The 23,761-nt window shown below is 32.0% G+C and carries 25 protein-coding genes and 1 pseudogene; 12 read left to right on the top strand and 14 right to left on the bottom strand.

Annotated elements, in window-relative coordinates:
- The first annotated feature begins 432 nt into the window (after positions 1–432).
- Positions 433–1,446, top strand: coding sequence for a glycerophosphodiester phosphodiesterase (locus HMPREF2881_RS08405; protein WP_002488352.1), 1,014 nt, complete (start codon positions 433–435; stop codon positions 1,444–1,446).
- 76 nt (positions 1,447–1,522) lie between these two features.
- Here HMPREF2881_RS08405 and HMPREF2881_RS08400 read toward each other — a convergent pair whose 3' ends face one another.
- The 5 genes from HMPREF2881_RS08400 to HMPREF2881_RS08380 all read right to left on the bottom strand — a co-directional run bounded on the left by HMPREF2881_RS08400 (position 1,523) and on the right by HMPREF2881_RS08380 (position 6,842).
- Complete coding sequence (locus tag HMPREF2881_RS08400; protein ID WP_002488318.1) at positions 1,523–2,767, bottom strand: Glu/Leu/Phe/Val family dehydrogenase; 1,245 nt, start codon at positions 2,765–2,767, stop codon at positions 1,523–1,525.
- A gap of 102 nt (positions 2,768–2,869) precedes the next feature.
- Entirely contained in the window at positions 2,870–4,060 is a 1,191-nt protein-coding gene (locus HMPREF2881_RS08395) for an ornithine--oxo-acid transaminase (RefSeq protein WP_002488339.1), read from the bottom strand.
- A gap of 268 nt (positions 4,061–4,328) precedes the next feature.
- Positions 4,329–5,456 carry an NADH-dependent flavin oxidoreductase gene (locus HMPREF2881_RS08390; protein WP_002488325.1) on the bottom strand — a complete coding sequence of 376 codons (1,128 nt, stop codon included), beginning with the start codon at positions 5,454–5,456 and terminating at the stop codon, positions 4,329–4,331.
- Positions 5,457–5,630: 174 nt separating this feature from the next.
- Positions 5,631–6,014: a S1 domain-containing post-transcriptional regulator Ygs gene (gene ygs, locus HMPREF2881_RS08385; protein WP_002455545.1), complete on the bottom strand. Its 384-nt coding sequence runs from the start codon at positions 6,012–6,014 to the stop codon at positions 5,631–5,633.
- Between the two features lie 225 nt (positions 6,015–6,239).
- Positions 6,240–6,842, bottom strand: coding sequence for a peptidylprolyl isomerase (locus HMPREF2881_RS08380; RefSeq protein ID WP_002488356.1), 603 nt, complete (start codon positions 6,840–6,842; stop codon positions 6,240–6,242).
- Between the two features lie 68 nt (positions 6,843–6,910).
- On the opposite strand from HMPREF2881_RS08380, the gene kapB reads away from it, so the two are divergent.
- From kapB to HMPREF2881_RS08335, 9 genes and pseudogenes are all read left to right on the top strand, one after another.
- Positions 6,911–7,291 (top strand): sporulation phosphorelay system protein KapB, encoded by a 381-nt coding sequence (gene kapB, locus HMPREF2881_RS08375; protein ID WP_002448064.1) that lies wholly within the window; start codon positions 6,911–6,913, stop codon positions 7,289–7,291.
- 132 nt (positions 7,292–7,423) lie between these two features.
- Complete coding sequence (locus HMPREF2881_RS08370) at positions 7,424–9,826, top strand: Na+/H+ antiporter subunit A (RefSeq protein WP_002488381.1); 2,403 nt, start codon at positions 7,424–7,426, stop codon at positions 9,824–9,826.
- Positions 9,819–10,247 (top strand): Na(+)/H(+) antiporter subunit B, encoded by a 429-nt coding sequence (locus HMPREF2881_RS08365; protein WP_002448028.1) that lies wholly within the window; start codon positions 9,819–9,821, stop codon positions 10,245–10,247. Before HMPREF2881_RS08370 ends, HMPREF2881_RS08365 begins: the two co-directional genes overlap by 8 nt.
- Positions 10,247–10,594 (top strand): Na+/H+ antiporter Mnh1 subunit C, encoded by a 348-nt coding sequence (gene mnhC1, locus HMPREF2881_RS08360; protein ID WP_002448250.1) that lies wholly within the window; start codon positions 10,247–10,249, stop codon positions 10,592–10,594. The genes HMPREF2881_RS08365 and mnhC1 overlap by 1 nt, the downstream gene beginning before the upstream one ends.
- Entirely contained in the window at positions 10,581–12,080 is a 1,500-nt protein-coding gene (locus HMPREF2881_RS08355) for a Na+/H+ antiporter subunit D (RefSeq protein ID WP_002488362.1), read from the top strand. Before mnhC1 ends, HMPREF2881_RS08355 begins: the two co-directional genes overlap by 14 nt.
- Positions 12,080–12,559: a Na+/H+ antiporter subunit E gene (locus tag HMPREF2881_RS08350; protein ID WP_002448220.1), complete on the top strand. Its 480-nt coding sequence runs from the start codon at positions 12,080–12,082 to the stop codon at positions 12,557–12,559. Before HMPREF2881_RS08355 ends, HMPREF2881_RS08350 begins: the two co-directional genes overlap by 1 nt.
- On the top strand, positions 12,559–12,849 hold the full coding sequence (locus HMPREF2881_RS08345) for a Na(+)/H(+) antiporter subunit F1 (RefSeq protein ID WP_002448178.1): 291 nt from the start codon (positions 12,559–12,561) through the stop codon (positions 12,847–12,849). Before HMPREF2881_RS08350 ends, HMPREF2881_RS08345 begins: the two co-directional genes overlap by 1 nt.
- Positions 12,827–13,183 carry a Na+/H+ antiporter subunit G1 gene (locus HMPREF2881_RS08340; protein WP_002448137.1) on the top strand — a complete coding sequence of 119 codons (357 nt, stop codon included), beginning with the start codon at positions 12,827–12,829 and terminating at the stop codon, positions 13,181–13,183. The genes HMPREF2881_RS08345 and HMPREF2881_RS08340 overlap by 23 nt, the downstream gene beginning before the upstream one ends.
- Before the next feature lie 106 nt (positions 13,184–13,289).
- Positions 13,290–14,454: pseudogene (locus HMPREF2881_RS08335) on the top strand (NAD(P)-binding domain-containing protein).
- A gap of 57 nt (positions 14,455–14,511) precedes the next feature.
- On the opposite strand, the gene HMPREF2881_RS08330 reads toward HMPREF2881_RS08335, so the two are convergent.
- The 6 genes from HMPREF2881_RS08330 to HMPREF2881_RS08305 all read right to left on the bottom strand — a co-directional run bounded on the left by HMPREF2881_RS08330 (position 14,512) and on the right by HMPREF2881_RS08305 (position 20,160).
- The gene (locus HMPREF2881_RS08330) at positions 14,512–14,886 is read right to left on the bottom strand and encodes a PaaI family thioesterase (protein ID WP_002488329.1); all 375 of its coding nucleotides are present in this window, start codon (positions 14,884–14,886) and stop codon (positions 14,512–14,514) included.
- A gap of 18 nt (positions 14,887–14,904) precedes the next feature.
- The gene (locus tag HMPREF2881_RS08325) at positions 14,905–16,224 is read right to left on the bottom strand and encodes a Na+/H+ antiporter family protein (protein ID WP_002455553.1); all 1,320 of its coding nucleotides are present in this window, start codon (positions 16,222–16,224) and stop codon (positions 14,905–14,907) included.
- Between the two features lie 204 nt (positions 16,225–16,428).
- Positions 16,429–17,907, bottom strand: coding sequence for a M17 family metallopeptidase (locus tag HMPREF2881_RS08320; protein ID WP_002488324.1), 1,479 nt, complete (start codon positions 17,905–17,907; stop codon positions 16,429–16,431).
- Positions 17,908–18,006: 99 nt separating this feature from the next.
- A complete protein-coding gene (locus tag HMPREF2881_RS08315; RefSeq protein WP_002448214.1) occupies positions 18,007–19,215 on the bottom strand; it encodes an NAD(P)/FAD-dependent oxidoreductase in 1,209 nt (402 codons plus the stop codon).
- A 327-nt stretch (positions 19,216–19,542) separates the two neighbouring features.
- Positions 19,543–19,902, bottom strand: a complete 360-nt coding sequence (locus HMPREF2881_RS08310; protein ID WP_002448110.1) for a HesB/IscA family protein — start codon at positions 19,900–19,902, stop codon at positions 19,543–19,545.
- A gap of 12 nt (positions 19,903–19,914) precedes the next feature.
- Positions 19,915–20,160, bottom strand: coding sequence for a YuzB family protein (locus tag HMPREF2881_RS08305; RefSeq protein ID WP_002448156.1), 246 nt, complete (start codon positions 20,158–20,160; stop codon positions 19,915–19,917).
- A gap of 313 nt (positions 20,161–20,473) precedes the next feature.
- Here HMPREF2881_RS08305 and HMPREF2881_RS08300 point away from each other — a divergent pair, with 313 nt between their 5' ends.
- Positions 20,474–21,538 (top strand): NAD(P)/FAD-dependent oxidoreductase, encoded by a 1,065-nt coding sequence (locus HMPREF2881_RS08300; protein ID WP_002448053.1) that lies wholly within the window; start codon positions 20,474–20,476, stop codon positions 21,536–21,538.
- 91 nt (positions 21,539–21,629) lie between these two features.
- Here HMPREF2881_RS08300 and HMPREF2881_RS08295 read toward each other — a convergent pair whose 3' ends face one another.
- Positions 21,630–21,953: a YuzD family protein gene (locus HMPREF2881_RS08295; protein ID WP_002448149.1), complete on the bottom strand. Its 324-nt coding sequence runs from the start codon at positions 21,951–21,953 to the stop codon at positions 21,630–21,632.
- 103 nt (positions 21,954–22,056) lie between these two features.
- On the opposite strand from HMPREF2881_RS08295, the gene HMPREF2881_RS08290 reads away from it, so the two are divergent.
- A complete protein-coding gene (locus tag HMPREF2881_RS08290; RefSeq protein ID WP_002433501.1) occupies positions 22,057–22,299 on the top strand; it encodes a NifU family protein in 243 nt (80 codons plus the stop codon).
- A 64-nt stretch (positions 22,300–22,363) separates the two neighbouring features.
- On the opposite strand, the gene dltD is transcribed toward HMPREF2881_RS08290, so the two are convergent.
- Positions 22,364–23,524, bottom strand: coding sequence for a D-alanyl-lipoteichoic acid biosynthesis protein DltD (gene dltD, locus HMPREF2881_RS08285; protein ID WP_002448173.1), 1,161 nt, complete (start codon positions 23,522–23,524; stop codon positions 22,364–22,366).
- Positions 23,521–23,757 carry a D-alanine--poly(phosphoribitol) ligase subunit 2 gene (gene dltC / locus HMPREF2881_RS08280; protein WP_002448193.1) on the bottom strand — a complete coding sequence of 79 codons (237 nt, stop codon included), beginning with the start codon at positions 23,755–23,757 and terminating at the stop codon, positions 23,521–23,523. The genes dltD and dltC overlap by 4 nt, the downstream gene beginning before the upstream one ends.
- Between the last annotated feature and the right edge of the window lie 4 nt (positions 23,758–23,761).

The following is a 23,761-nucleotide window of genomic DNA, read 5'->3' as shown; positions in this document are numbered from 1 at the left end:
AATAAAGATTCTAATAAAGCATCTATTTGAGGATTAACTCTAAATCGCTTAATCGTTTTATAAGAAGGGGTTTGATTTTGTGAAGATCACATCATTTGTGAGAATAAGTACTGAAGTTTCCTTTCGTAGAGTCAGTTAAGTCATGTTAGAATTTTTATACATAAGGTACTTCGTTAATTTAGTTTAGTGTTGTTTATTAAATTATACGAAAGTGCCTTATTTTTTTAAATATTTCACTGTAAAATTACATATACATACAAAGTAATTGGGCGAGACTCATTTTTAATTTAATTTAATTATTTTAACTTTCTCTATATTTATTGTTAATAAATTAATAGTTTTGCTAAAATTTTGAAAAAATTATTCTAAAAACTTCTTCTCTTTGCTAAAGTTTTAATGTATTTTTAAATTGAATTGAGAGAATGAGTTTTTTTGAAGGTTTCTAAAAAAGCAATGATATCTAGTTTAGCAATAGCCACTATCGGTTTAGTAACATTATATAATCCAGTAGAAGCAAATAATAATCATAACAACCATAGCAATGCTTCTAATTCTGCTGCAGCACATCAACAGTTTAATCAATCACAAAATAAATATACGTCAGTAGCGATTAGTAAACATCGTAATCAAGATCATTCGAATTGGATGACCAACTTAACTGGCGAACGTTTTACGACTATCGCTCATAGAGGTGCAAGTGGCTATGTGCCGGAACATACGTTTCATGCATATGATAAAAGTCATAATGAGTTAGGGGCGTCGTATATTGAATTAGACTTACAACGTACGAAAGATGGACAACTTGTAGCAATGCATGACGAAACCGTTGATCGTACAACAAACGGTACAGGTCGTGTCGAAGACTATACACTCGCACAACTTAAACAACTAGATGCTGGGTCATGGTTTAACAATGCTCACCCTGAATATGCGAAACCAGAATATAAAAATGCTAAAGTCCCTACTCTAGATGAAATTTTATCTCGATACGGTACAAAGGCTAATTATTATATTGAAACTAAAAATCCTAATGTATATCCAGGTATGGAAGAACAACTACTTGAAACGTTAAAAAAACATCACATGTTAACTGGTAACTCTTTAAATCATGGACATATATTAATTCAATCTTTCTCAGAAGAAAGTTTACAAAAAATGCACCAATTAGATTCAAGCGTACCATTGATTCAATTACTTGATAAAAATGAATTGCAACAACAAAGTGAAGCGGATTTAAAACATATTCGCTCATATGCTATAGGTGTCGGCCCAGATTATACTAGTTTAAACGCTGAAAACACTAAGCATTTAAAAGATTTAGGTTTCCTAATTCATCCTTATACAGTAGATAAAACTACAGATATGCAACGTTTAAACCAATATGGTGTTGACGGTCTATTTACAAATTTTGCTGATAAATATAAAGCTACCATTCCAAACGAGTAATTTTATTAATTAAAAACCTCTCAATGACGAGTAATATATTTCTCATCATTGAGAGGTTCATTTTTAATAGTTATATTTACGCCCATCCACGATAACGTGCTGCTTCAGCGGTCCGTTTAATTCCTACGATATAAGCTGCCAATCTCATATCAATTTTTCTATTTTGTGCTAATTCATAAATAGTATCAAAAGCCTCGATTAATTTTTCCCGTAATTTTTCATTTACTTCATCTTCTGACCAGTAATAACCTTGGTTATTTTGTACCCATTCAAAATAAGATACTGTCACGCCACCTGCACTTGCTAATACATCTGGTACAAGTAAAATATCACGTTCAGTTAAAATACGTGTAGCTTCTGGAGTAGTTGGTCCATTTGCCGCTTCCACAACAATATCAGCTTTAATATCGTGTGCATTATCTTCTGTGATTTGATTTGAAATTGCAGCCGGTACTAAAATATCACAATCAAGTTCGAATAATTCTTTATTTGAAATTGTATCTTCAAATAAGTTAGTTACAGTACCAAAGCTATCACGACGATCTAGTAAGTAATCGATATCTAAGCCATTAGGATCATGTAATGCACCATACGCGTCTGAAATTCCAACTACTTTAGCGCCCATATCATTTAAAAATTTAGCTAAGAAACTTCCAGCGTTCCCAAAGCCTTGAATCACAATACGTGACCCTTTAATTTCTTTTCCTCTACGCTTAGCAGCTTGTTCAATAGCAATCACTACGCCAAGAGCAGTAGAACGATCACGTCCTTGTGAGCCACCTAAGACAATTGGCTTACCAGTAATAAAACCTGGAGAATTAAACTTATCTAAAGCACTATATTCATCCATCATCCAAGCCATAATTTGAGAATTTGTAAACACATCTGGAGCAGGAATATCTTTAGTTGGTCCTACAAATTGAGAAATCGCACGTACATATCCTCGTGATAAACGTTCTACTTCATGAATACTCATTTGACGTGGATCACATACAATACCACCTTTACCTCCACCATAAGGTAAGTTGACAATGCCACATTTTAAGGTCATCCACATTGATAAAGCTTTGACTTCTTCTTCATCTACATCAGGATGGAAACGAACGCCACCTTTAGTAGGTCCTACAGCGTCATTATGTTGTGCGCGATATCCAGTAAATGTTTTAACTGTACCATCGTCCATACGTACTGGAATACGTACTTGCAAGAATCTTAATGGTTCTTTAATTAAATCATACATACCATCATCAAATCCCAATTTATGCAATGCTTCTTTAATGATGTTTTGTGTAGAAGTCACTAAATTATTATTCTCAGTCATAATCACTTTCGCCTCTTTTTTTCACAAATGTTTTCGCTTTCATAAGTATTGTAACACGCCTATACTTTTTAAAGAAATTAAATCATGCCCTATTACGTCTATTTACTCAAATACACTTCTAATTCGATTTAATGCTTCATCTATTTCTTCTTTAGTAATAATCAAAGGTGGTGCAAAACGAATTACTGTATCATGGGTTTCTTTACATATTAAACCTTTTTCTTTCAACGCTTCACAAAATGGTCTTGCACTTTCGTGTAATTCCATACCAATGAATAACCCGCGTCCACGAACTTCTTTAATTGCAGGGTGATTAATCTTTTGTAATTCTGTTTTAAAATATTCACCTAGTTCATTTGAATGTTCTGGTAAATTTTCATCAATAATGACATCTAAAGCCGCAATTGACACTGCACAAGCAAGCGGATTGCCACCAAAAGTAGAACCATGAGAACCAGGTGTAAATACATCAAGCACCTCATTATCTGCTAATACAACTGAAATTGGTAAGACGCCTCCACCAAGTGCTTTCCCCAAAATATATACATCTGGCTTAACATTATCCCAATCACATGCAAATAATTTTCCAGTTCGTCCTAATCCAGCTTGAATTTCATCAGCGATAAACAAAATATTATGTTCATCACATAAATCTCTAATGGTTTTCAAATAACCTTCTGGAGGAATATTAATACCTGCTTCGCCTTGAATAGGTTCAACTAAAACAGCTGCTGTATTTTCATTAATTGCTTCTTTTAATTGTGCTTCATTACCAAAGTCAACTTTACGAAAACCCTCTAGTAAAGGACCATATCCACGTTGATACTCAGCTTCGGATGATAAAGACACAGGGGCCATTGTACGACCATGGAAGTTCCCATTAAATGCAATAATCTCAGCTTGATTTGGTTCAATACCTTTAACGTCATAGGCCCAACGACGCGCAGCTTTTAATGCTGTTTCAACTGCTTCAGCACCTGTATTCATTGGTAGTGCTTTATCTTTACCAGCTAATTTACAAATTTTTTCGTACCATTCCCCTAAGTTATCACTATGAAAAGCACGAGAGACAAGTGTCACTCTATCAGCTTGATGTTTTAATGCTTGAATAATTTTTGGATGACGATGACCTTGGTTAACTGCTGAATATGCCGATAACATATCTATATATTTATTACCTTCTGGATCAGTAACCCAAATTCCCTCTGCTTCTGAAACAACAATTGGTAGCGGCACATAGTTATGAGCACCGTAATGGTTTGTTAGTTCAATAATTTTTTCAGATTTAGTCATAATATCTCCCCTTTGCTTATTGTTATATTAAAACTAATCACTATATTTACTGGCTTTCGAAACTCTATTTTAAAATATTAAATTCTCTCTAACTCCATAAATGAAAGCCCTTACAAACATAATGACATATCCCCTTGACATTTTACAAGTAAATTATTTCTATTATCTAAAATTTTGATATAAACTTTTTTCTCTTAATAAAAAAAGGTAGTAGACAAAATTCATAATGAATTCTGTCTCACTACCAAACTATTTCATATTTTATTAATTATTTATCTTTACGAGGTAACGGATAAAATCCTTTATTAAATTGTTCCCATAAATTTGGTGGTAACGCATGTTTATCTTCACGATTTGGATCAAAGTATGAGATGATTTCCTCTTCTTTACCCTCTTCAATTTTATTGACAAAGTTATAATCTAGAAGAATGCCACGACCTAATGCTACGAGTTCAATACCTGTCGATTCTACTGCATCTAAAGCATCATCAGCACTAAATACAGAACCTATACCAATAACTGGTATACGTCCATCTACCCATTGATGGATAAGTTTTAGACGTTCTTCTCCTTCATATTTACCCTCACGTGTTTGTGAATGAATATCCATAATTGAAATATGAACATAATCAATCGCTTTTTTCGTAATTGTTTTAATTAATTTTTCTGTGTGTTCCATTGAAATACCAGGCGATTCTGCTTCTTCTGGTGATAATCTATAACCTACAATAAAATCTTTATTTGCATAAGTTTCCTTAACTTTTAATACTTCATCAATCACTGCAAGTGGGAATTTTAAATGGTCTCCCCATTCATCTTCACGACGATTATAGTATGGAGAGAAGAATTGATGAATTAAGTAATGGTTCGCTCCATGTATTTCTACGCCGTCAAACCCAGCTTCAATAGCACGGCGTGTAGCTTCACCGAAATCTTTAATTGTTTGTTCGATTTCTTCAGTAGTGATTTCTCTCGCATGATGTTCCTGTTGTTGACCAAAACTTTTCATTGAAACGGGACTTGGTGCCACAACATCTCCATTAGGAGTCAATTCAGGTAAAGCTTGTGCACCACCATGATGAATTTGGACTAATGCTTTTGCGCCATTTTTCTTCATTGCTGTCGCTAAGCGTTTTAAACCTTGGATATCTGAATCGTGTGCGACAGAGGGTTGGCCTGGGAAGGCTTTACCAATATCATTTACATTACTTGCAGCATTAATTGCAAGACCTACATCTTTGGCACGTTTCTCAATGTAAGAAATTTCGACATCTGAAATGGTACCATCATCATTTGATGATGTATGTGTTAAAGGTGCAAGTACAAAGCGATTTCTTAATGATACACCGTTTGGTAATGTAACAGTTTCAAATAATTTTTTATATTTATTATTCATAAGTAATTCCTTTCTAAATCTTTTAGTTTTTTTATTTTCAAACTATAACATGAACATTTTTATGTCTCTACTTTTATGCTTATATGCATTAATCATCTTTTTATATTTAGCAATATATTGACATAATAAAAAACGTTACTTAAAAAAGTAACGTTTTAGCGTGTTGACAGTCATTCAATTATTATTACGAATTGCACGTTTAGACTGCTTAATCCAGACCGGTAGGCGTTCTTCAAGCGTTTGAAACCCATACTTTTCTGTCTCTTTAATTTCATCTAATACAGACTGTTTTTCTTTTTTTCGTTCATAATTCTTAAAGTAATCATTATCTTTAAGTGACAAATTAAGCTTTCCTTCATCGTCTATAGAAAGAATTTTAGCTTTTACAATTTGACCTTCTGATAGAAATTTTTTTAGATTATGGACATAATCATCCATAATCTCTGAAATATGGATAAGTCCTTCAGTATGGTCAGGGGTCTCAACAAAAGCGCCATACGGTTGAATTCCAGTCACACGCACTTTAATATGCTGACCTTCTTTATAGTGAGTATTCAACTTGATAACCCCTTATTTCGTTTTTCTTAACATATTAATAATAGCATAAATCCCATACTTGGACTAACGATAAACTAATAAAAAATTAATTTCTTTAGAAATTTATATTTCTTCTTCATAAATTTACATTAAAAAGTTCGTTTTTAATAAAAAAAGTGAGCGTAAATGTCTTATTTAAAACAGTTTACGCTCACCTTTTTTATTTAATGATATTTCATTGATGAATTAAGCTTTTTGGTCTTCTACATCAATAGATTCAATAACAACATCATGTACAGGCTTATCTTGTGCCCCTACTTTAGTATTCGCAATATCTTCTAATGTAGTTTCACCGTCGATTAATTGACCAAACACAGTATGTTTTTGATCTAACCAAGGTGTTCCACCTTTTTCTGCATAAGCTTTAGCAATTGGTTCAGGCCAACCGCCATCAACAAGTTGATTAAGCATTGTATCTGGTACTTCTTTCATTTGAACGACAAAGAATTGTGAACCATTTGTATTTGGACCAGCATTTGCCATTGAAAGTGCACCATATAAATTAAATGCTTCTAATGAAAACTCATCCTCAAATGAACCTCCATAAATACTTTCTCCTCCCATACCAGTAGCAGTAGGGTCTCCACCTTGAATCATAAAATCATTAATGACACGATGGAATGTAATGCCGTCATAATATCCATTTTTTGCATGTGTCACAAAATTTTCAACTGTTTTTGGAGCAATCTCAGGAAACAGCTTAAATGTCATATCTCCTTTATTTGTATGCATAATTACTTTAATTTCATTATCTTGTATTTCTTTATTTAACTGTGGATAGTTAGTCATTTAAATTCTCCATTCATGTTATGATGATATAGATACATATTAACACATTTGAAAGGAAGTAATATAGCATGTTATATCGATTCTCTCACAAAACAGGTACTTATGGTGTAACGATTAAAGAAGATAGCGATCATCAAGTTTTAGTACAAATTGAACAAGTCATTAAACATCCTAAACAAGGAGATTTACATCATCCTGGTGAAACTGAAGGTGTTTTTTTTCATGAAAGACGTGCTTTAAGCCATTATGAAAAACGTTATGCAACACGTTCACAATTGAGAGATTTTAATGTAGAAGAAATGAAATATGAAGATTCTTTACAACAAGCGATTACTAAAATGGAAAACGAATTAAAACAACAACACACAGAATACGCAAAATTAGCATTAGACAATTTAAATAGTCTAAAAAAAGACTATTCTATCCAATATAAACAAAATTTTTTCTAGTCCATTTTACGTCTTTCTTCCTATTTAACAAGATAAGTAAAATTGCTGACTTTACATCTTTTCACAGTTTTTCAGAATAAATTGATTCATGTATAATAAAATTTATAACAATTTTTGAAGGAGGAAAATATAGTGAGTTTGATACATATTGCGGTACTTTTACCGTTAATATTCGCACTCATTATTCCAATCCTTTATCGTTTCTTTAAAAAGATTCATTTAGGATGGTTTGTATTACCTGTTCCTGTTGTCTTATTTATTTATTTTTTAACTTATATTTCAACTACTCAGTCAGGTAATACAGTAATAAAAACTTTCAATTGGATGCCACATATTGGTATGAATTTTGATATTTATCTTGATGGCTTAAGTATACTCTTTAGTTTGCTTATAACTGGCATTGGAAGTTTAGTAGTTCTTTATTCAATCGGTTATTTAGATAAATCTGAACGATTAGGGAATTTTTACTGTTATTTATTACTGTTTATGGGTGCAATGTTAGGCGTCGTACTCTCAGATAACGTCATTATCTTATATCTATTCTGGGAATTAACTTCATTCTCAAGTTTTTTACTCATTTCTTTTTGGAGAGAAAAGAAAGTTTCTATATATGGAGCACAAAAGTCACTGATTATTACTGTATTTGGAGGACTTAGTTTACTTGGCGGATTAATCTTAATTTCACTTGCAGGACAATCATTAAGTCTACATTATTTAATCCATCATGTATCTCAAATACAAGACAGTTCTTTCTTTACACTTGCAATGGTTTTAATTATGTTAGCAGCTTTCACAAAATCTGCACAAGTGCCATTTTACATTTGGTTACCTGATGCAATGGAGGCACCTACTCCTGTCAGTGCATATTTACATTCAGCCACGATGGTTAAAGCAGGGTTATATCTTGTTGCACGTTTAACCCCATTATTCGCGGTATCAGAAGGATGGATATGGACTATTACTTTAGTAGGCTTAATCACACTATTTTGGGCTTCATTAAATGCAACGAAACAACAAGATTTGAAAGGTATTCTAGCGTTTTCTACAGTTTCACAATTGGGAATGATTATGTCTATGCTAGGTATTGGAGCTATAAGTTATCATTTTGAAGGTAGTGAAAGTCAATTATATATCGCTGGTTTTACAGCAGCTGCTTTCCACTTAATTAACCATGCTACCTTTAAAGGCGCATTATTTATGATTACAGGTGCCATTGATCATGTGACAGGCACACGTGATGTAAAAAAACTGGGCGGTTTACTTACTATCATGCCAATTTCTTTTACTCTTACTGTAATTACAGCATTAAGTATGGCAGGTGTGCCACCATTTAATGGTTTCTTATCAAAAGAAAAATTCTTAGAGGCTATGATAGAAGCTACACACGCACCTCTATTTAGTTTAAATACTCTAGGTATTATTTTTCCAATTTTAGCGATTGTAGGTAGTATATTTACATTTGTATATTCAATTAAATTCGTACTACATGTATTCTTTGGTAAATATCATTCTGATTTATTACCTAAAAAAGCACATGAAGCATCATTATTAATGTTAATTTCACCAGCAATTCTAGCAACGCTAGTTGTTGTTTTTGGACTATTCCCTGGACTATTAACACATTCTATAATCGAACCAGCTACTAAAGCCATAAGTGGAATATCAACCATACATGCAGAATTCCATATGTTCCATGGTATTACTCCTGCGTTCATCTCTACTTTAACGATTTGGATTGTAGGTATTATCTTATTATTTACGTTCAATTACTGGATTCGTTTATTAAAAGCACAACCAGACAACTTAAAATTAAATTATTGGTATGATACTACTGGCAAATGGTTACCAAATCATTCCGCTTCTCTAACTAATTATTATGTTAATGGGTATGTACGTGACAGTTTAGTCTTTATTTTTGGTACATTAATTGTGTTAACACTCATCACATTAGTGAGTGTACCGTTTAGCTTTAATTTTAAAAATATAAATACAATTCACATCTATGAAATGATTATTATCATAATACTTACTATCTCAGCGTTCTTAGTTGTTACAGCAACATCTCGTTTATTTAGTATTATTATGCTTAGTGTTGTTGGCTATGCAGTATCGGTTTTATTTGTTTTCTTTAAGGCACCTGATTTAGCTTTAACACAATTTGTTGTTGAGTCTATCTCAACGGGTCTATTTCTATTATGTTTCTATCACTTGCCTAACTTAAATCGCTATAATGAAAAAACATCATTTAAATTAACGAATGCTATCATCTCTATTGGTGTTGGTTTGGCAGTGACAATGTTAGGTCTTATCGCTTATGGTAATAGACATTTTTCTTCTATCGGAGAGTATTACAAGGCACATGTTTATGACTTAGCACATGGTAAAAATATGGTTAACGTTATTCTCGTAGACTTCCGTGGAATGGATACCTTATTTGAATCTTCTGTATTAGGTATTGCAGGTCTTGCAGTTTACACGATGATTAAATTACGAAGTAAACGTAACAAAACAAGTGAGGTGGAAAGCAATGAATAGACAAAATAACAATTTAATGTTTCAGTATTCAGCTGTAATTATTGCTTTCTTAATTGCTCTTTTTGGTATTACTTTATTTTTAGCAGGACATTACACACCAGGTGGAGGATTTGTTGGTGGATTGCTTCTATCAACCGCTTTAACCATTATTATGATTGCATTTGATATAAAAACAATGCGTAAAATCTTTCCTTGGGATTTTAAAATCTTAATTGGTATTGGTTTATTATTCTGTGTAAGTACGCCTATAGCAAGTTGGTTTTACGGAAAAAATTTCTTTACACATACAGAATTTAATATTCCATTACCACTTCTACACCCTGTTCATATGAATACACCAATGTTCTTCGACTTTGGCGTTATGTGTGCAGTAATTGGTACAGTAATGACTATTATTATAACGATTGGAGAGAACGAATAGTGGAAATTATTATGATTATTGTATGTGGCATACTTACATCAATCAGTGTCTATCTCGTTTTATCTAAAAGTTTAATACGTATTATTATGGGAACTACGCTGATTACACATGCATCAAATTTATTTTTAATTACTATGGGAGGATTGAAACATGGTGAAATGCCAATATATGAAAAAGATATTCATCACTATGTAGATCCAATCCCTCATGCATTAATACTTACTGCAATTGTTATTGCATTTGCAACTACTGCTTTTTTCTTAGTCTTAGCTTTTAGAACGTACAAAGAATTAGGCACAGACAACATAGAACAAATGAAAGGAGTGCCTAGTGATGATAGCAACTAATATGGTTGTTCTTACATTAGTTATACCAATTATTACCGCTATTATTCTTATCTTTTTAGGACAACACTATCCATTAAAGCGTGCGGTTACATTGATAGGTTTAGTTTTAACTTTGATTGTAGCGATGGTTAATTTAATTAATGTTAGTAAATTTGGTCCTCTTAAAGTAGAATTAGGTTCTTGGCCAGCCCCATATGGTATTATCTTTTTATTAGATACGTTAGGGGCAATGTTGATTGTAACGAGTATTATCATTACTCTGCTCATTACGATCTATTCTTTTTCAACTGCCGGAATCGATAGAGAGCGTTATTATTTTCATTTTTCAATTGTCTTTATGTTAGTGGGTATTATTGGTGCTTTCACTACTGGAGATATTTTTAACCTTTTCGTATTCTTTGAAGTCTTTTTAATGTCATCTTATGCATTGCTTGTATTAGGTGGTACACGTATTCAACTTCAAGAAACAGTAAAATATTTACTGATTAATGTTGTAACATCGACATTTTTCGTTATTGCTGTTGGTATCTTATATTCAATTGTCGGCACTTTAAATATGGCTGACATTAGCGTAAAACTTAATGAATTATCTCATTCACATCAAGGATTATTAAGTATTGTCTTTATTTTGTTCATCTTTGTGTTTGCAACTAAAGCTGGTGTCTTTCCATTATATGTTTGGTTACCTGGATCATATTATGCGCCACCTTTTGCTATCATTGCATTCTTCGGTGCTTTATTAACTAAAGTTGGCGTCTATGCTATTTTAAGAACACTTAGTCTTTTCTTCCATAACACAATGAGTTTTTCTCACTATACTATTTTGTTCTTAGCACTATTAACGATTATATTTGGATCCATCGGTGCCATTGCTTATTATGATATTAAAAAAATTATTTTATATAATATTATGATTGCAGTAGGTGTCATACTCGTTGGTGTTGCTATGATGAGTAAATTAGGAATTATAGGTGCTATATATTATACCATTCACGATATGTTAGTTAAGAGTGCACTTTTCTTAATTATTGGTGTCATGTATCAAATTACCAAAACATCAAATCTTAAGTCATTCGGTGGTTTAATTAAGACATATCCTATACTTGGTTGGTCTTTCTTTATTGCAGCTTTAAGCTTGGCTGGTATTCCCCCATTTAGTGGATTTTATGGAAAATACTTTATTGTAAAAGCCGCTTTTGAAAAAGGATTTTATATCAGTGCAATTATCGTATTACTTTCAAGTTTAATCGTACTCTATTCTGTGATTCGTATTTTCCTACATGGTTTCTTTGGTGAACCTAAGGGATATAAAATGAATAACAAAGTAAATGTAAAACAAGCTACAATCGTTTCAGTAATTGCCGTTGTCATTACTGTACTATTTGGTTTATCTGCTGATGCACTTTATCCATTTATATCAGAAGCTGCTAAATCTTTCTATGATCCTAATGTTTATATTAAAAGTGTATTAGGAGGTAGATACTAATGGCTCTTCAATTTGTGTTAAATATTATATTAGCTATTATATGGATGTTTTTAAGTGGCAGTTATACATTTAATAACTTTTTACTAGGATTTTTAATAGGAATTGGGCTTGTTTACTTATTTAAAAAAGTATTGCCTGGTAGTTTTTATTTAAAAAGAGTTTATAAAGTCATTAAATTGATTGTTGTCTTTTTTATAGAATTAATGAAAGCCAATATTGATGTATCCAAAATTGTGTTACAGCCAAGACTTAAAAATCAACCTGGCTTCTTTATTTATCACACAGATTTAAAACATGATTGGCAAATTGTTTTATTATCTAATTTAATCACTTTAACACCAGGAACTGTCGTTTTAGGTATTAGTGATGATAGAACTAAAATATACATTCACTCAATTGATTTTAGTACGAAAGAAGAAGAAGTTGAAAGTATTAAATCATCACTTGAAAAAGTAGTGAGAGAGGTGGGCGAAGCTTAATGGTAAAAACAATTATTATTATTGCTTTAATTGTCGTAGTATTATCGATGCTAGCAATGTTTATTCGTATTATTAAAGGTCCCACTTTACCTGATCGCGTCCTTGCATTAGACGCTATTGGCTTACAATTGATGGCGTGTGTTGCATTATATAGTGTGTTTATCGGCTCACAATACTTACTTGTAGTTATTTTACTTATTGGTATTTTAGCTTTCTTAGGTACAGCAGTATTCTCTAAATTTATAGATAAAGGTAAGGTGATTGAACGTGATAGCAAAAATCGTCATTAGTTTAGCCATCATTTTCATTATCTTAGGTGCATTGATCAGTGCAATTACTGCTATTGGTATTATTCGTTTAAAAGATGTCTATTCACGCGGTCATGCTGCAGGTAAATCTGCAACATTAGGTGCTATATTTTTATTATTTGGAACGTTTTTATATTTTATTGGAACAGAAGGATACGCCAATATGCAACTGATATTCGGCATTATTTTCATTTTAATTACTGGCCCTCTTTCTAGTCATTTAATGATGAAAGCATCATATAATAATAAAACGCCTTATACTAAAGATACAAAAATTGATGAACTTAAAGATGAATTTAATAATAAAAAAATATAATTTGATAAAAATCGAGGTACTTTCTTAAAGTGCTTCGATTTTTTGTTTTGAAAAAGATAGTTTTATGTTATTATAAATCGTAATAATTACGTTTTGAAGGAGTTTTATTACGCATTGGACTATTATTGGTGGCGGTATACAAGGAACCACTATAGCAATTAAGTTACGTGAAGCAAGAATATCCATCCAAAATCTTACAATTATCGATTCTCATGATTCTTTATGCGAACAATTTCATAAATACACAAATAGAATTGATATGTCTTACTTACGTTCACCTATTGTACATCATATTCATCCTGACCCATTTCATTTAAAAAAATTTGCAAAAATGAATCAGTATATTAATCCAACTTTTGGTCGTTATCAAAGACCTCAAACAGAGATGTTTATGGATCACACATATGCTCAAATACATAACTATCATCTAAATCAATGTCATATTCAAAGTTATATTCAACGCATTAAAAAAAAACAAAGAAAATGGAGTATTACAACAAGTCATCATTCTGTCATTCAAACTGATTGTGTTGTTTTAGCACAAGGATGTCATAATGAGCCTTTTATCCCTTCCGCATTTACTCAAGCTAAAGATGTATGTCATATATTTAGTGACCATTTTAATTCTCAATTATTTTCACAATCATCTCATGTCATTGGAAGTGGTATTTCAGTTGCTCATTTAACATTAAAGCTTTTAAAATTAGATAAAAATAAAATCGTTCATTTATGGATGAATAAAAAATATAGATATTCAACATTTTGATGCCGATCCTGGTTGGCTAGGTCCTAAAAAAATGAAGGCCTTTTTAAATCATTCTTCACATGAAGAGAAACTTCAAACAGTGTTAAAAGAAAGACATAAAGGTTCAATGCCTCGCGAGTTATATTTACGCTTAAAGAAATATGTTCAAAATAAAAGACTTATCATCCATAAAGAAGAGATTAAGGACTTAAAATCGCATCAAATTGTTACTGAAAATTTAAATATCCCATATGATTACATTCTTTTAGCAACTGGACTTAAGTCTTCAATTTTGCAGCAACCCATGATACAATCTCTAATTCAAAATGCTAACGCCCCCCTCCTATCTTGTGGATTTCCAAACATCCCACATGAATTAGAATGGTTACCTCATTTATTTGTTGCTGGTGGACTAGCTGATTTAGAACTTGGTCCATTTGCTAGAAATATCATGGGAGGTAAAGAAGCAGCTCAAAGAATTTATAGCGTATTTCAAAGAATAGATCACCATAGAGAAGTATCATAAATATAAAATACTAGCCCGTAGATGAATATTTTCTACGGGCTAGTATTTTATAATTTGTTATTTTAATGGTTTAATCCCTATTGTACCTCTCATGATACTAATTAATTTATCTTGCTCACTTTTAATTTCAATATTCCATACTTGTGTCATATGACCTTTATGAATAATAGAAGCGGTAGCAATCACGCGTCCCTCTTTTACTGAGTGAATATGATTGGCATTCATTTCTAAACCTAATGGGATAAAGTGTTTCGTATCAATTAAATGAGCAGCGCCTAATGAACAAGCTGTTTCACCTAATGCAATACTTGCACCACCATGTAGATAGCCAAAGGGTTGTTTAACCTTATCAGTGACTGGCATAGAAATTACAACTATTCCCTCATCTACTGTTTCGATTTTCATATCAAATGTTTCAAGTAAATTAGACATGTTGTCACCTCTTTTTTTCTATAATACCATTGCAGCTATTGTACCAAAAATCATCAATGGAACATTATAGAAAAGGAAGTTAGGTATACATGTATCTCTAATGTGATCATGTTGACCATCTACATTAAGACCTGCTGTGGGTCCAAGTGTTGAATCACTTGCTGGTGAACCAGAATCTCCAAGTGCAGCAGCTGTTCCTACTAAAGCAATTAATGCCATATTATCTAAACCAAGAGATGAACCTAGTGGTATAAATAAAGCTGCAATAATTGGAATCGTAGCAAAAGATGATCCAATGCCTAACGTAACAATAAGGCCGACAATATACATTGCAATAATAGTAATTAACTTATGTCCATTTGTAATCTCAGTTAAACTAGAAACTAATTTTTCAATATCACCAGTAGCATTCATGACACCGGCAAAACCGTTAGCTGATAAAATAACGACACCAATAAATGACATTATTTTTATTCCTTCTACAAATTGGCTATCTAATTCATTCCATTTATAAATACCAGAAATAAAGAATATCAGCACTCCTGCTAATGCTCCAAAAATCATTGAATCCGTAAATGTTTGAACTAAGAAAGTAGCGAAAATAGCAACAATCGTAATAACTAATACATATGGCCGAATTTCTGCTACTTCTTCTCCATTATCTTTCAATCTCTCTTGCTTATATTCACGTGGTTTACGATAAACAAACAATCCAATAACTAAACCGACAATATAACCAAGTGAAGGAATTAACATTGCTTTCCAAATCATATTAAATTCGATAGGATGATGCGCTTTTTGAAATCCGCTTTGTATAATTTGGTGGAAAATCTGTCCAAAGCCATAAGGTAGTAAAACATATGGCCAACATAAACCAAATCCTATAACTAAACCAATTAATCGTCTATCAATTTTCAGATCGTTAAATAGACTAAGTAATGGTGGAATTACAATTGGTATAAATGCAATATGTACTGGAATTAAGTTCTGACTCATAATACTCATTGCTAGTAATACTAAAATAATAATCACTTTTACTTTAATCCTTGATAAGCGACTATTCTCAGTATGAATCGCACGAATAATTTTATTTACTAAATAATCTGTGATGCCACTATACGATATCAGTGCTGCAAAGCCCCCTAATAAAGCGTAACTTAATGCCACTTCCGAACCATCTACAATATTTTTACCGAATACACTAATTACTTTGTTTAAACTCATGCCAGATATTAGACCACCTACAAGTGAACTAATAAATAAACTAATGATAACATTCAGCCTTAAGAGACATAATATAATCATTAATATTACAGCAATAACTACAGCATTAAACATTATACTCACATCCTTTATTACTCTACCGAACTAAAGTGTATAATTATGTGATTAATAATATCAAGTAGTCAGGCGGTTGTCAACGCCTAATATAATAGTATTTTAAAAATGTTTTAAAAAAATAAACGTCTAAGGTATCAATTTACCTCAGACATTTATCTATTTTGTCTCAAAATGAATGTATATTCATTTCTAATATCTATTCTATTTTGATTGTCGTAACCAATTCACTATGGTCATTATCATGCTTCCTGTCGGACCTTTAGGACCTTTATAGTTATCTTTATTAATCGTCGCAGGACCTGCAATATCAAAATGAATATGTGGCGTTTGCCCACTAAAATGCGTAACGAAAGCTGCAGCAAATAAGGCTTTACCTTGTCCATTTGTATGATTCACTAAATCAGCGACATCTGTATTACGAATCAATTGTTGTTCAGTTTGAGTAATAGGCAATTCAAAAGCGAATTCATCAACTTCTCTAGCACTTTCTAAAATGTGTTTCATATCTTCATCTGCATTCGAACTAAATAAAGCCGCCTTATCTTCTCCTAATGCCGCTATAGCAGCACCTGTAAGAGTAGCAAAATCACATATTAAACGTGGTTGAAATTGATTTGCATAAAATACGCCGTCTCCTAAAACTAAACGACCTTCAGCATCGCTATTTAAAACTTCTACTGTTTCACCATTTAAGGCAGTATATACATCATCTGGTTTCATAGCCTGTTGACTAATCATATTTTCTGCAGAGACAATGACACCTACAATATTTACTGGTAAAGATAATTTAGACGCAGCATCAATCATTCCTACAACATTAGCAGCACCACACATATCAAATTTCATTGTTTGCATCCCCATTTTAGATTTGATGCTATAACCACCAGAATCATATGTAATCCCTTTCCCAACTAATGCAATAGGCGCTTCATTTTTATCTGTTCCATGATACGTTAAAGTAATAACAACAGGAGAGTGAGTGGATCCTTTACCTACAGCATGTAGTAAACCAAAACCTTCTGATAACAATGTGTCATTATTTTTAATATCTACTGAAACAGAAGACGATTTAAAGTGATGTGCTACTTTATTTGCAAAGTATTCTGGAGTAAGTATATTGGGAGGCATATTACTAAAGTCACGTGCTATATTCACCGATTCACCAATTAAATATCCTGCTTTTATATTTTTTATATCCTCATCACTATTAGATGATTCTATATATAATTCCAGTTGATATGGTGTGGATTTGTTAGATTTATAGTTGTTAAATTCATAAATCGATTGTCTACTTTGTAATCCAAAAATCTCTGCAATACTTGTTTTGTCAATTTGTTTTGAATTAAATGTCTCAAAAAGAACATTGGCTTCTGTAACACGTTCTTTTTTTAGATATTGAAAAAGTGTACCAAACACTTTTAAAAATGAAGCATAAGATAATGTTTTCAAATTTCCTAGTCCAACCGTAATTAAACGTTTAGGTTCATTATTTATGTATAAAATAGTCGAAGATGTTTTTCCTAATTGACTACTTACAATATGACGATGTCGGTCATTTTCAATAGTTTGTGTAAGGTCACTATTTTGATACGTGATCTTTCCAATTTGATTAAGATGATCGGGTACTCCTAGAATAATAACGTCGGTCATTTTATTCGAATCATAATTAAAATGTATCATATAACTCTCCTTTAAAATAAAGGAGTGAGATATTGAAATCTATTTTGCTTCACAGATTTCTGTCTCACTCCTTAATGATTAAATATTTAATTTATTAACTTAGAATTTACCTTTTTTAAATGCTAAGCCAACGCCACCCATTTTGAATACAGCACGTGTATCAATCACTTTTTTCATGAACGCAGCTTTTTTACCAGTAATGTCTCTACCAAACACATGACCTACACCATCATGTGAACCTAAAGAACAAACTGTACCACGATCAATATATTCGAAATCAGTTGTAGCTTGGCCATTTAAGATATTTTCAATATTTTTAGCAACATGCGCACCTTGTTGCATAGCAATTTGAGCAGTTGTTGGTAATGGACGTTCCTCACCTGCTGGGATAAACGCAGAAACATCACCAATAACGAAGATATCATCATGACCATCGATTGTTAAATCTTGTTTAGTTACGATACGACCACGTTTTACACCTTCGAATGATTCTTCCATAAGTTGACTACCGCGAACTCCAGCAGCCCACACTGCAGTATTGGCTTCAAGTTGTTGTTCTTGATCATTTGTTTTGACTTTGAAACCTTTTTCATTACAAGCAACGATTGGCGTACCAATTTTAAATTCAACGCCACGTTCTTCTAAATAATTTACTACATAATTTACAAGATTTTCTGAGAACATTGGTAAAATTTTAGGCATAGCTTCAACACATGTAATTCTAACTTTATTTTGATCTACGCCATATTTATTACATAATTCAGGAATTCTATCTGTTAATTCACCTAAGAATTCAATACCTGTAAATCCAGCGCCACCTATTAAAATTGCTAAATCATTTTCATCTTTCTCTTTTGATGCAGCGTAGTTAGCAAATTTATCTTCAATATGACGAGATAATTCGCGAGCAGTATGAATATTTTCAATTTGGAATGCATGTTCTTTCATTCCGTTAATACCGAATGTTTCACTTTCAAATCCTAAAGCAACAACTAAAATATCATATTCAAAAATACCGTGAGTAGTTTCTACTTTTTTAGCATTTCTATCAATTTTAGTTACTTCTGCATTAATGAAGTTGACTTTATTTTTGTCAATTACACTTTCAATTGGATAAATTAAATCTTCATAATTTAACGTACCAGCTGACGCTTCGTGTAACCAAGTTGCTTCATAATGATATTTGTTTTTGTTAACTAAAGTGATTTCTGCTTCATTTGCAGATATTTCTTTTTGTAATTTAGTAACTGCTTGTAAACCTGCATATCCTGCGCCTAATACAAGTACTTTTTTACGATTTTGTGCCATTTCATTCACCTAAGCTTTCGTATTTTTTCTTAAATGTAGATAAAGGCTACAAGTTTCAGAACATGTTGAAACATAGCATTTTTATAATACAATAGTATTGTAAAAATACTAATTGTTTCGAAAAACTTTGAACTTAACCTATTTGTTCATCCCCATTTATAGTCTTAGTCAACACTTTTATATCCATTTTGTAAACATTTATTCACAAAAAAGACAAAATTTAATCCACTTCCAATTTTATAGTTTTTATATTATATTTTCAAGCAACAACAGAACGATTATTTAAATTTATTATTACTATATTGTATTAACTTAAGAATATGAAACTTAACAATTTTCAGGATGTCCAGCTACTTTTGCTGTTCTAAAAGAACTGCCGCATCCGCATGATGCAATTGCATTTGGATTGTCGATTTGGAACCCACCACCCATTAGTGATTGTTTAAAATCAATTTTAGTGCCATTCAGTACGGGAGCATCATCTTTATCTACTAAAACTTTTAATCCATAATATTCTAATACTTCATCATTTGATCCTGGAGCTTCTTCTGCAGACATACCATATGTTAAACCTGTACATCCGCCACCATTCACTTTAATTTTTAAATAACCGTTTTCCATATGATTACTTTTCAACATGTCTTTTACTTCATAAGCTGCTGCTTCAGTAAGTGTTACTGTTGGCATTTCTAATCACTCCTATAATAAGTTTGTAAAATCATTTTCTTCTATGTGTTTATAAATATTGTTTAACAAATCTTCAGGTGTATCCCCTTCTACGACTTCTCCATCTACCAATGCATATAACCCAGAAGAACATAAACCACAATTATTGAGACATCCATATTCTAACACATCTACTTCAGGATCACTTTCAAGTTTATCGTAAACGTAGTCTCCGCCTTTGGCCATATTCGATATACAGAATTCGACTAATGGAAACATACTTCACCTTCTTTTTAATTTAATTACATTATTATAACAAATCTCTTTATATGTTGCATTGCTATGGTTTTTAACTATTTGTATTTTGCAATAACATTTTACATTCATTTGTCGTTATTATTAAAAACATATATAATAAAATTATATTAATCTTTCATTTATTTGTTAGGGGACAATAAATGAAAAATAAGCGTTAAAATAGGCTGAATCACTTAATATTGAACCTATACTTTATTTATACAATCTGAAATTATAAAGGTCTGACATTCATAATACATAGCCAATTGATTTTAATGTAAAGGGGTAACATAATATGAAAAATTTAGTTCTACTTGGTGGAGGATATGGTAATATGCGTATTATGTCGCGCATTCTTCCAGATGTTCTTCCTCAAGAATACACATTAACTCTTATAGATCGAATGCCGTTTCATGGTTTAAAACCTGAATTCTATGCACTCGCTGCAGGCACAAAATCTGATAGTGATGTGCGAATGAATTTTCCTAATTCACATCGTGTAAATACAATTTATGGAGAAATAAGTAATATTGACTTAGATAACCAAATTGTTTCGGTAGCACAAACTAAAGTAGATTATAATGAGTTGATTATCGGACTAGGTTGTGAAGATAAATATCATAATGTTCTAGGAGCTAAAGAATACACTCATAGTATTCAAACGCTTTCTAAAGCCCGTGAAACGTTTCATAGTATTAGCGAGCTACCTAAAGGAGCGCGTGTTGGAATTGTAGGAGCTGGCTTGAGTGGTATTGAATTAGCAAGTGAACTACGTGAAAGTCGCACAGATTTAGAAATTATTTTATATGATCGTGGACCTCGTATATTAAGAAATTTTCCAGAAAAATTAAGTAATTATATTGCGAAGTGGTTCCGCGAAAATAATGTAAACGTGGTTCCTAATTCATTGATTGATAAAGTTGAGCAAGGAACAATTTATAATAATGGTACACCAGAACCTGTTGATATTGTAGTATGGACAGCAGGTATTCAACCCGTTGAAATTGTAAGGAAACTGCCTATTGATACTAATAAAAGTGGTCGCGTTATCGTTAATCAATATCATCAAGTACCGACTTATAAAAATGTTTATGTAGTTGGAGATTGCGCAGCTTTACCACATGCGCCAAGTGCTCAATTAGCAGAAGTACAGGGGGATCAAATTGCCGATGTACTAAAAAAACAATGGAATCATGAACCACTTCCTGAAAAAATGCCTGAATTAAAAGTTCAAGGTTTCTTAGGTTCTCTAGGAGAGAAAAAAGGGTTTGCCTATATTATGGATCGTACAGTTACAGGACGTTTAGCGCATATATTAAAATCAGGTGTTTTATGGCTATATAAATATCATAATGGATAAATACAACTGGGAAGCGGGACAGAATTTAATTTCAATTCATCATCTCAAGCTTCCCCTCATTTTTATAAAAAATCGAATACTCCACTTTGCATTAATTATTTATAATATATTGATCTATAAAATGAGTCACTTTTTTTGACTGAATATAACCGTCAGCCACATATTCATCGTTCATTGTAATAAGCGGGTAAAACAACTCATCATTTTCAATTTGCTCAATATATTGTTGATCATGATCACTTAAATTTTCAGTTTCTTTTTGAAAATCGATATATGTATATTCGAAATGAATATTAGGATATTTTCTTTCTAATAATGGTTTTAGCCACTCATACGTATTTTTAGAAGTTGGTGCATTGACACAACTAGCACACACTACATCCGCACCGTAAACAACAACACTTACTTTTGTCATATATTAATCCCCCGTTTAGTTTTATAGATTTTTCTTTCTTTATCTATTATAATAAATTAATAATAAGTTTATGAAGTATTTTACTTGAAAGGAGACATATCTCATGCCTACTGAGAATGCAACAATGTTTGATCAAGTAGCCGAAGTTATTGAACGTTTACGTCCGTTTTTATTACGTGACGGAGGAGATTGTACATTAGTCGATGTAGAAGATGGCATCGTAAAATTACAATTACATGGTGCGTGTGGAACATGCCCAAGCTCAACTATTACATTAAAAGCAGGTATAGAACGTGCTTTACACGAAGAAGTACCAGGCGTTATAGAAGTAGAACAAGTTTTCTAACGATATAAATTAAAGACACCCTACATTCAGTATTTAATCAGAATAGGGTGTCTTTTTTCATTTACTATTTAGAATGAGCTTGATAATCGTTCATATGTTTTTCAATTTGACGATCCATGTATACCCAACCTTTCCAACCTACATGTACTACATCACTTAATACATATTTTTCATAGTCTTTATTTGACATATCATACACTTTGCCACCATGTCCGACAACAGTTTTATGTATTTTTTTATAGACAGGTTCACGTGTTGAACGGTGAATACCTAAATGATCGTACCATTTACCATTTACTGGAAGAATAACATATTGTACATCAGCACCTGCTTGATGCATTGTATCTACTAGTAAAGATAAATCCTTAAACTCTGGTGAATTCATTTTAAATTCATATTGGCGACGATTCATTGGTTTTTTATGCATTAGTTTTTTCCAATATTCGTTACGGATACCATAACCATTAGAAGTAGAACGTTTTTCACCAAGTTGCACTGCTTTATTACTCATGTTTTTCCAAGAATCATTGGGTGATGTAAGTGAGTGCACATGAGTTAATGGTGATTTATCTAATGAAAAGTATGTTTTTATTGCCTCAATTTTAAGAAGTTGACTTTCTTTAAATTTAGAAATATAACGACCTTTTGGGTTGCTTGGATCTTTTACTAATTCTTTTAAATATTCCTTATTAGGAACACTTCTAAATTTTAATAATCGTTTAGCATAGCGTTGTTTTAACTCTGAAGGCATATCCTTTTGTTGAAATATCTGATTGATTTGATTTGGTGTCGTACGTGCAGCCATATCCATATCATTAACGCCATGTGTACTAAACCATTGTGGTGAAATGATAAATGTCATCTTTTTACCTTTAAGTTGATCATATTGACCCGCTAATTCAATAGCATTAATTAAATCTGTATTACCACCCGTACCAACTAAGAATACAGGCTTTGTATTTTTTCGATGATGCATTGCTATCGCAGGATTAAACGGGTCACGTTTATTTAACTCACTTGAACCATAAAGTGGATAATATTTATCATTACTAAATAATTGATTTTGAATGAGCGTACCTTTAAGTACTTGATCAGTTAGTGACGTTCTATTATCAGCAAGTGTCTTATTGTTAACGAGACCAGTAAACCAACTCGCAGGCATTAATACAAAAGCTAAAAATATGATTCCACTAATAAGAATTGGTAAAAATGGTTTGAATTTCATCGTAATTCTTCTAAAGCTTCAACAATTTTATTAGGAGTTGCCCATTCATCGCGATCAAAATCCATAATTGATACTTCAATTCCTAATCTATTTTGAATTTCTAATAATAATCCAACTGTTTGAAATGAATCAATAATTCCTTCTTCAAAAATCTCAACATCTGGGTTTTCTTTAACTACGTCATTTTCTGCTACATCAGCTAATACATCTAAAACTTGTTCTCTAAATTCCATCATT

The sequence above is a fragment of the Staphylococcus sp. HMSC057A08 genome (assembly GCF_001812925.1).
GTDB classification, from domain to species: Bacteria; Bacillota; Bacilli; order Staphylococcales; family Staphylococcaceae; genus Staphylococcus; species Staphylococcus hominis.
The sequence above is the reverse complement of the archived record's forward strand: the minus strand, read 5'-3'. Positions and strand labels throughout refer to the sequence as shown.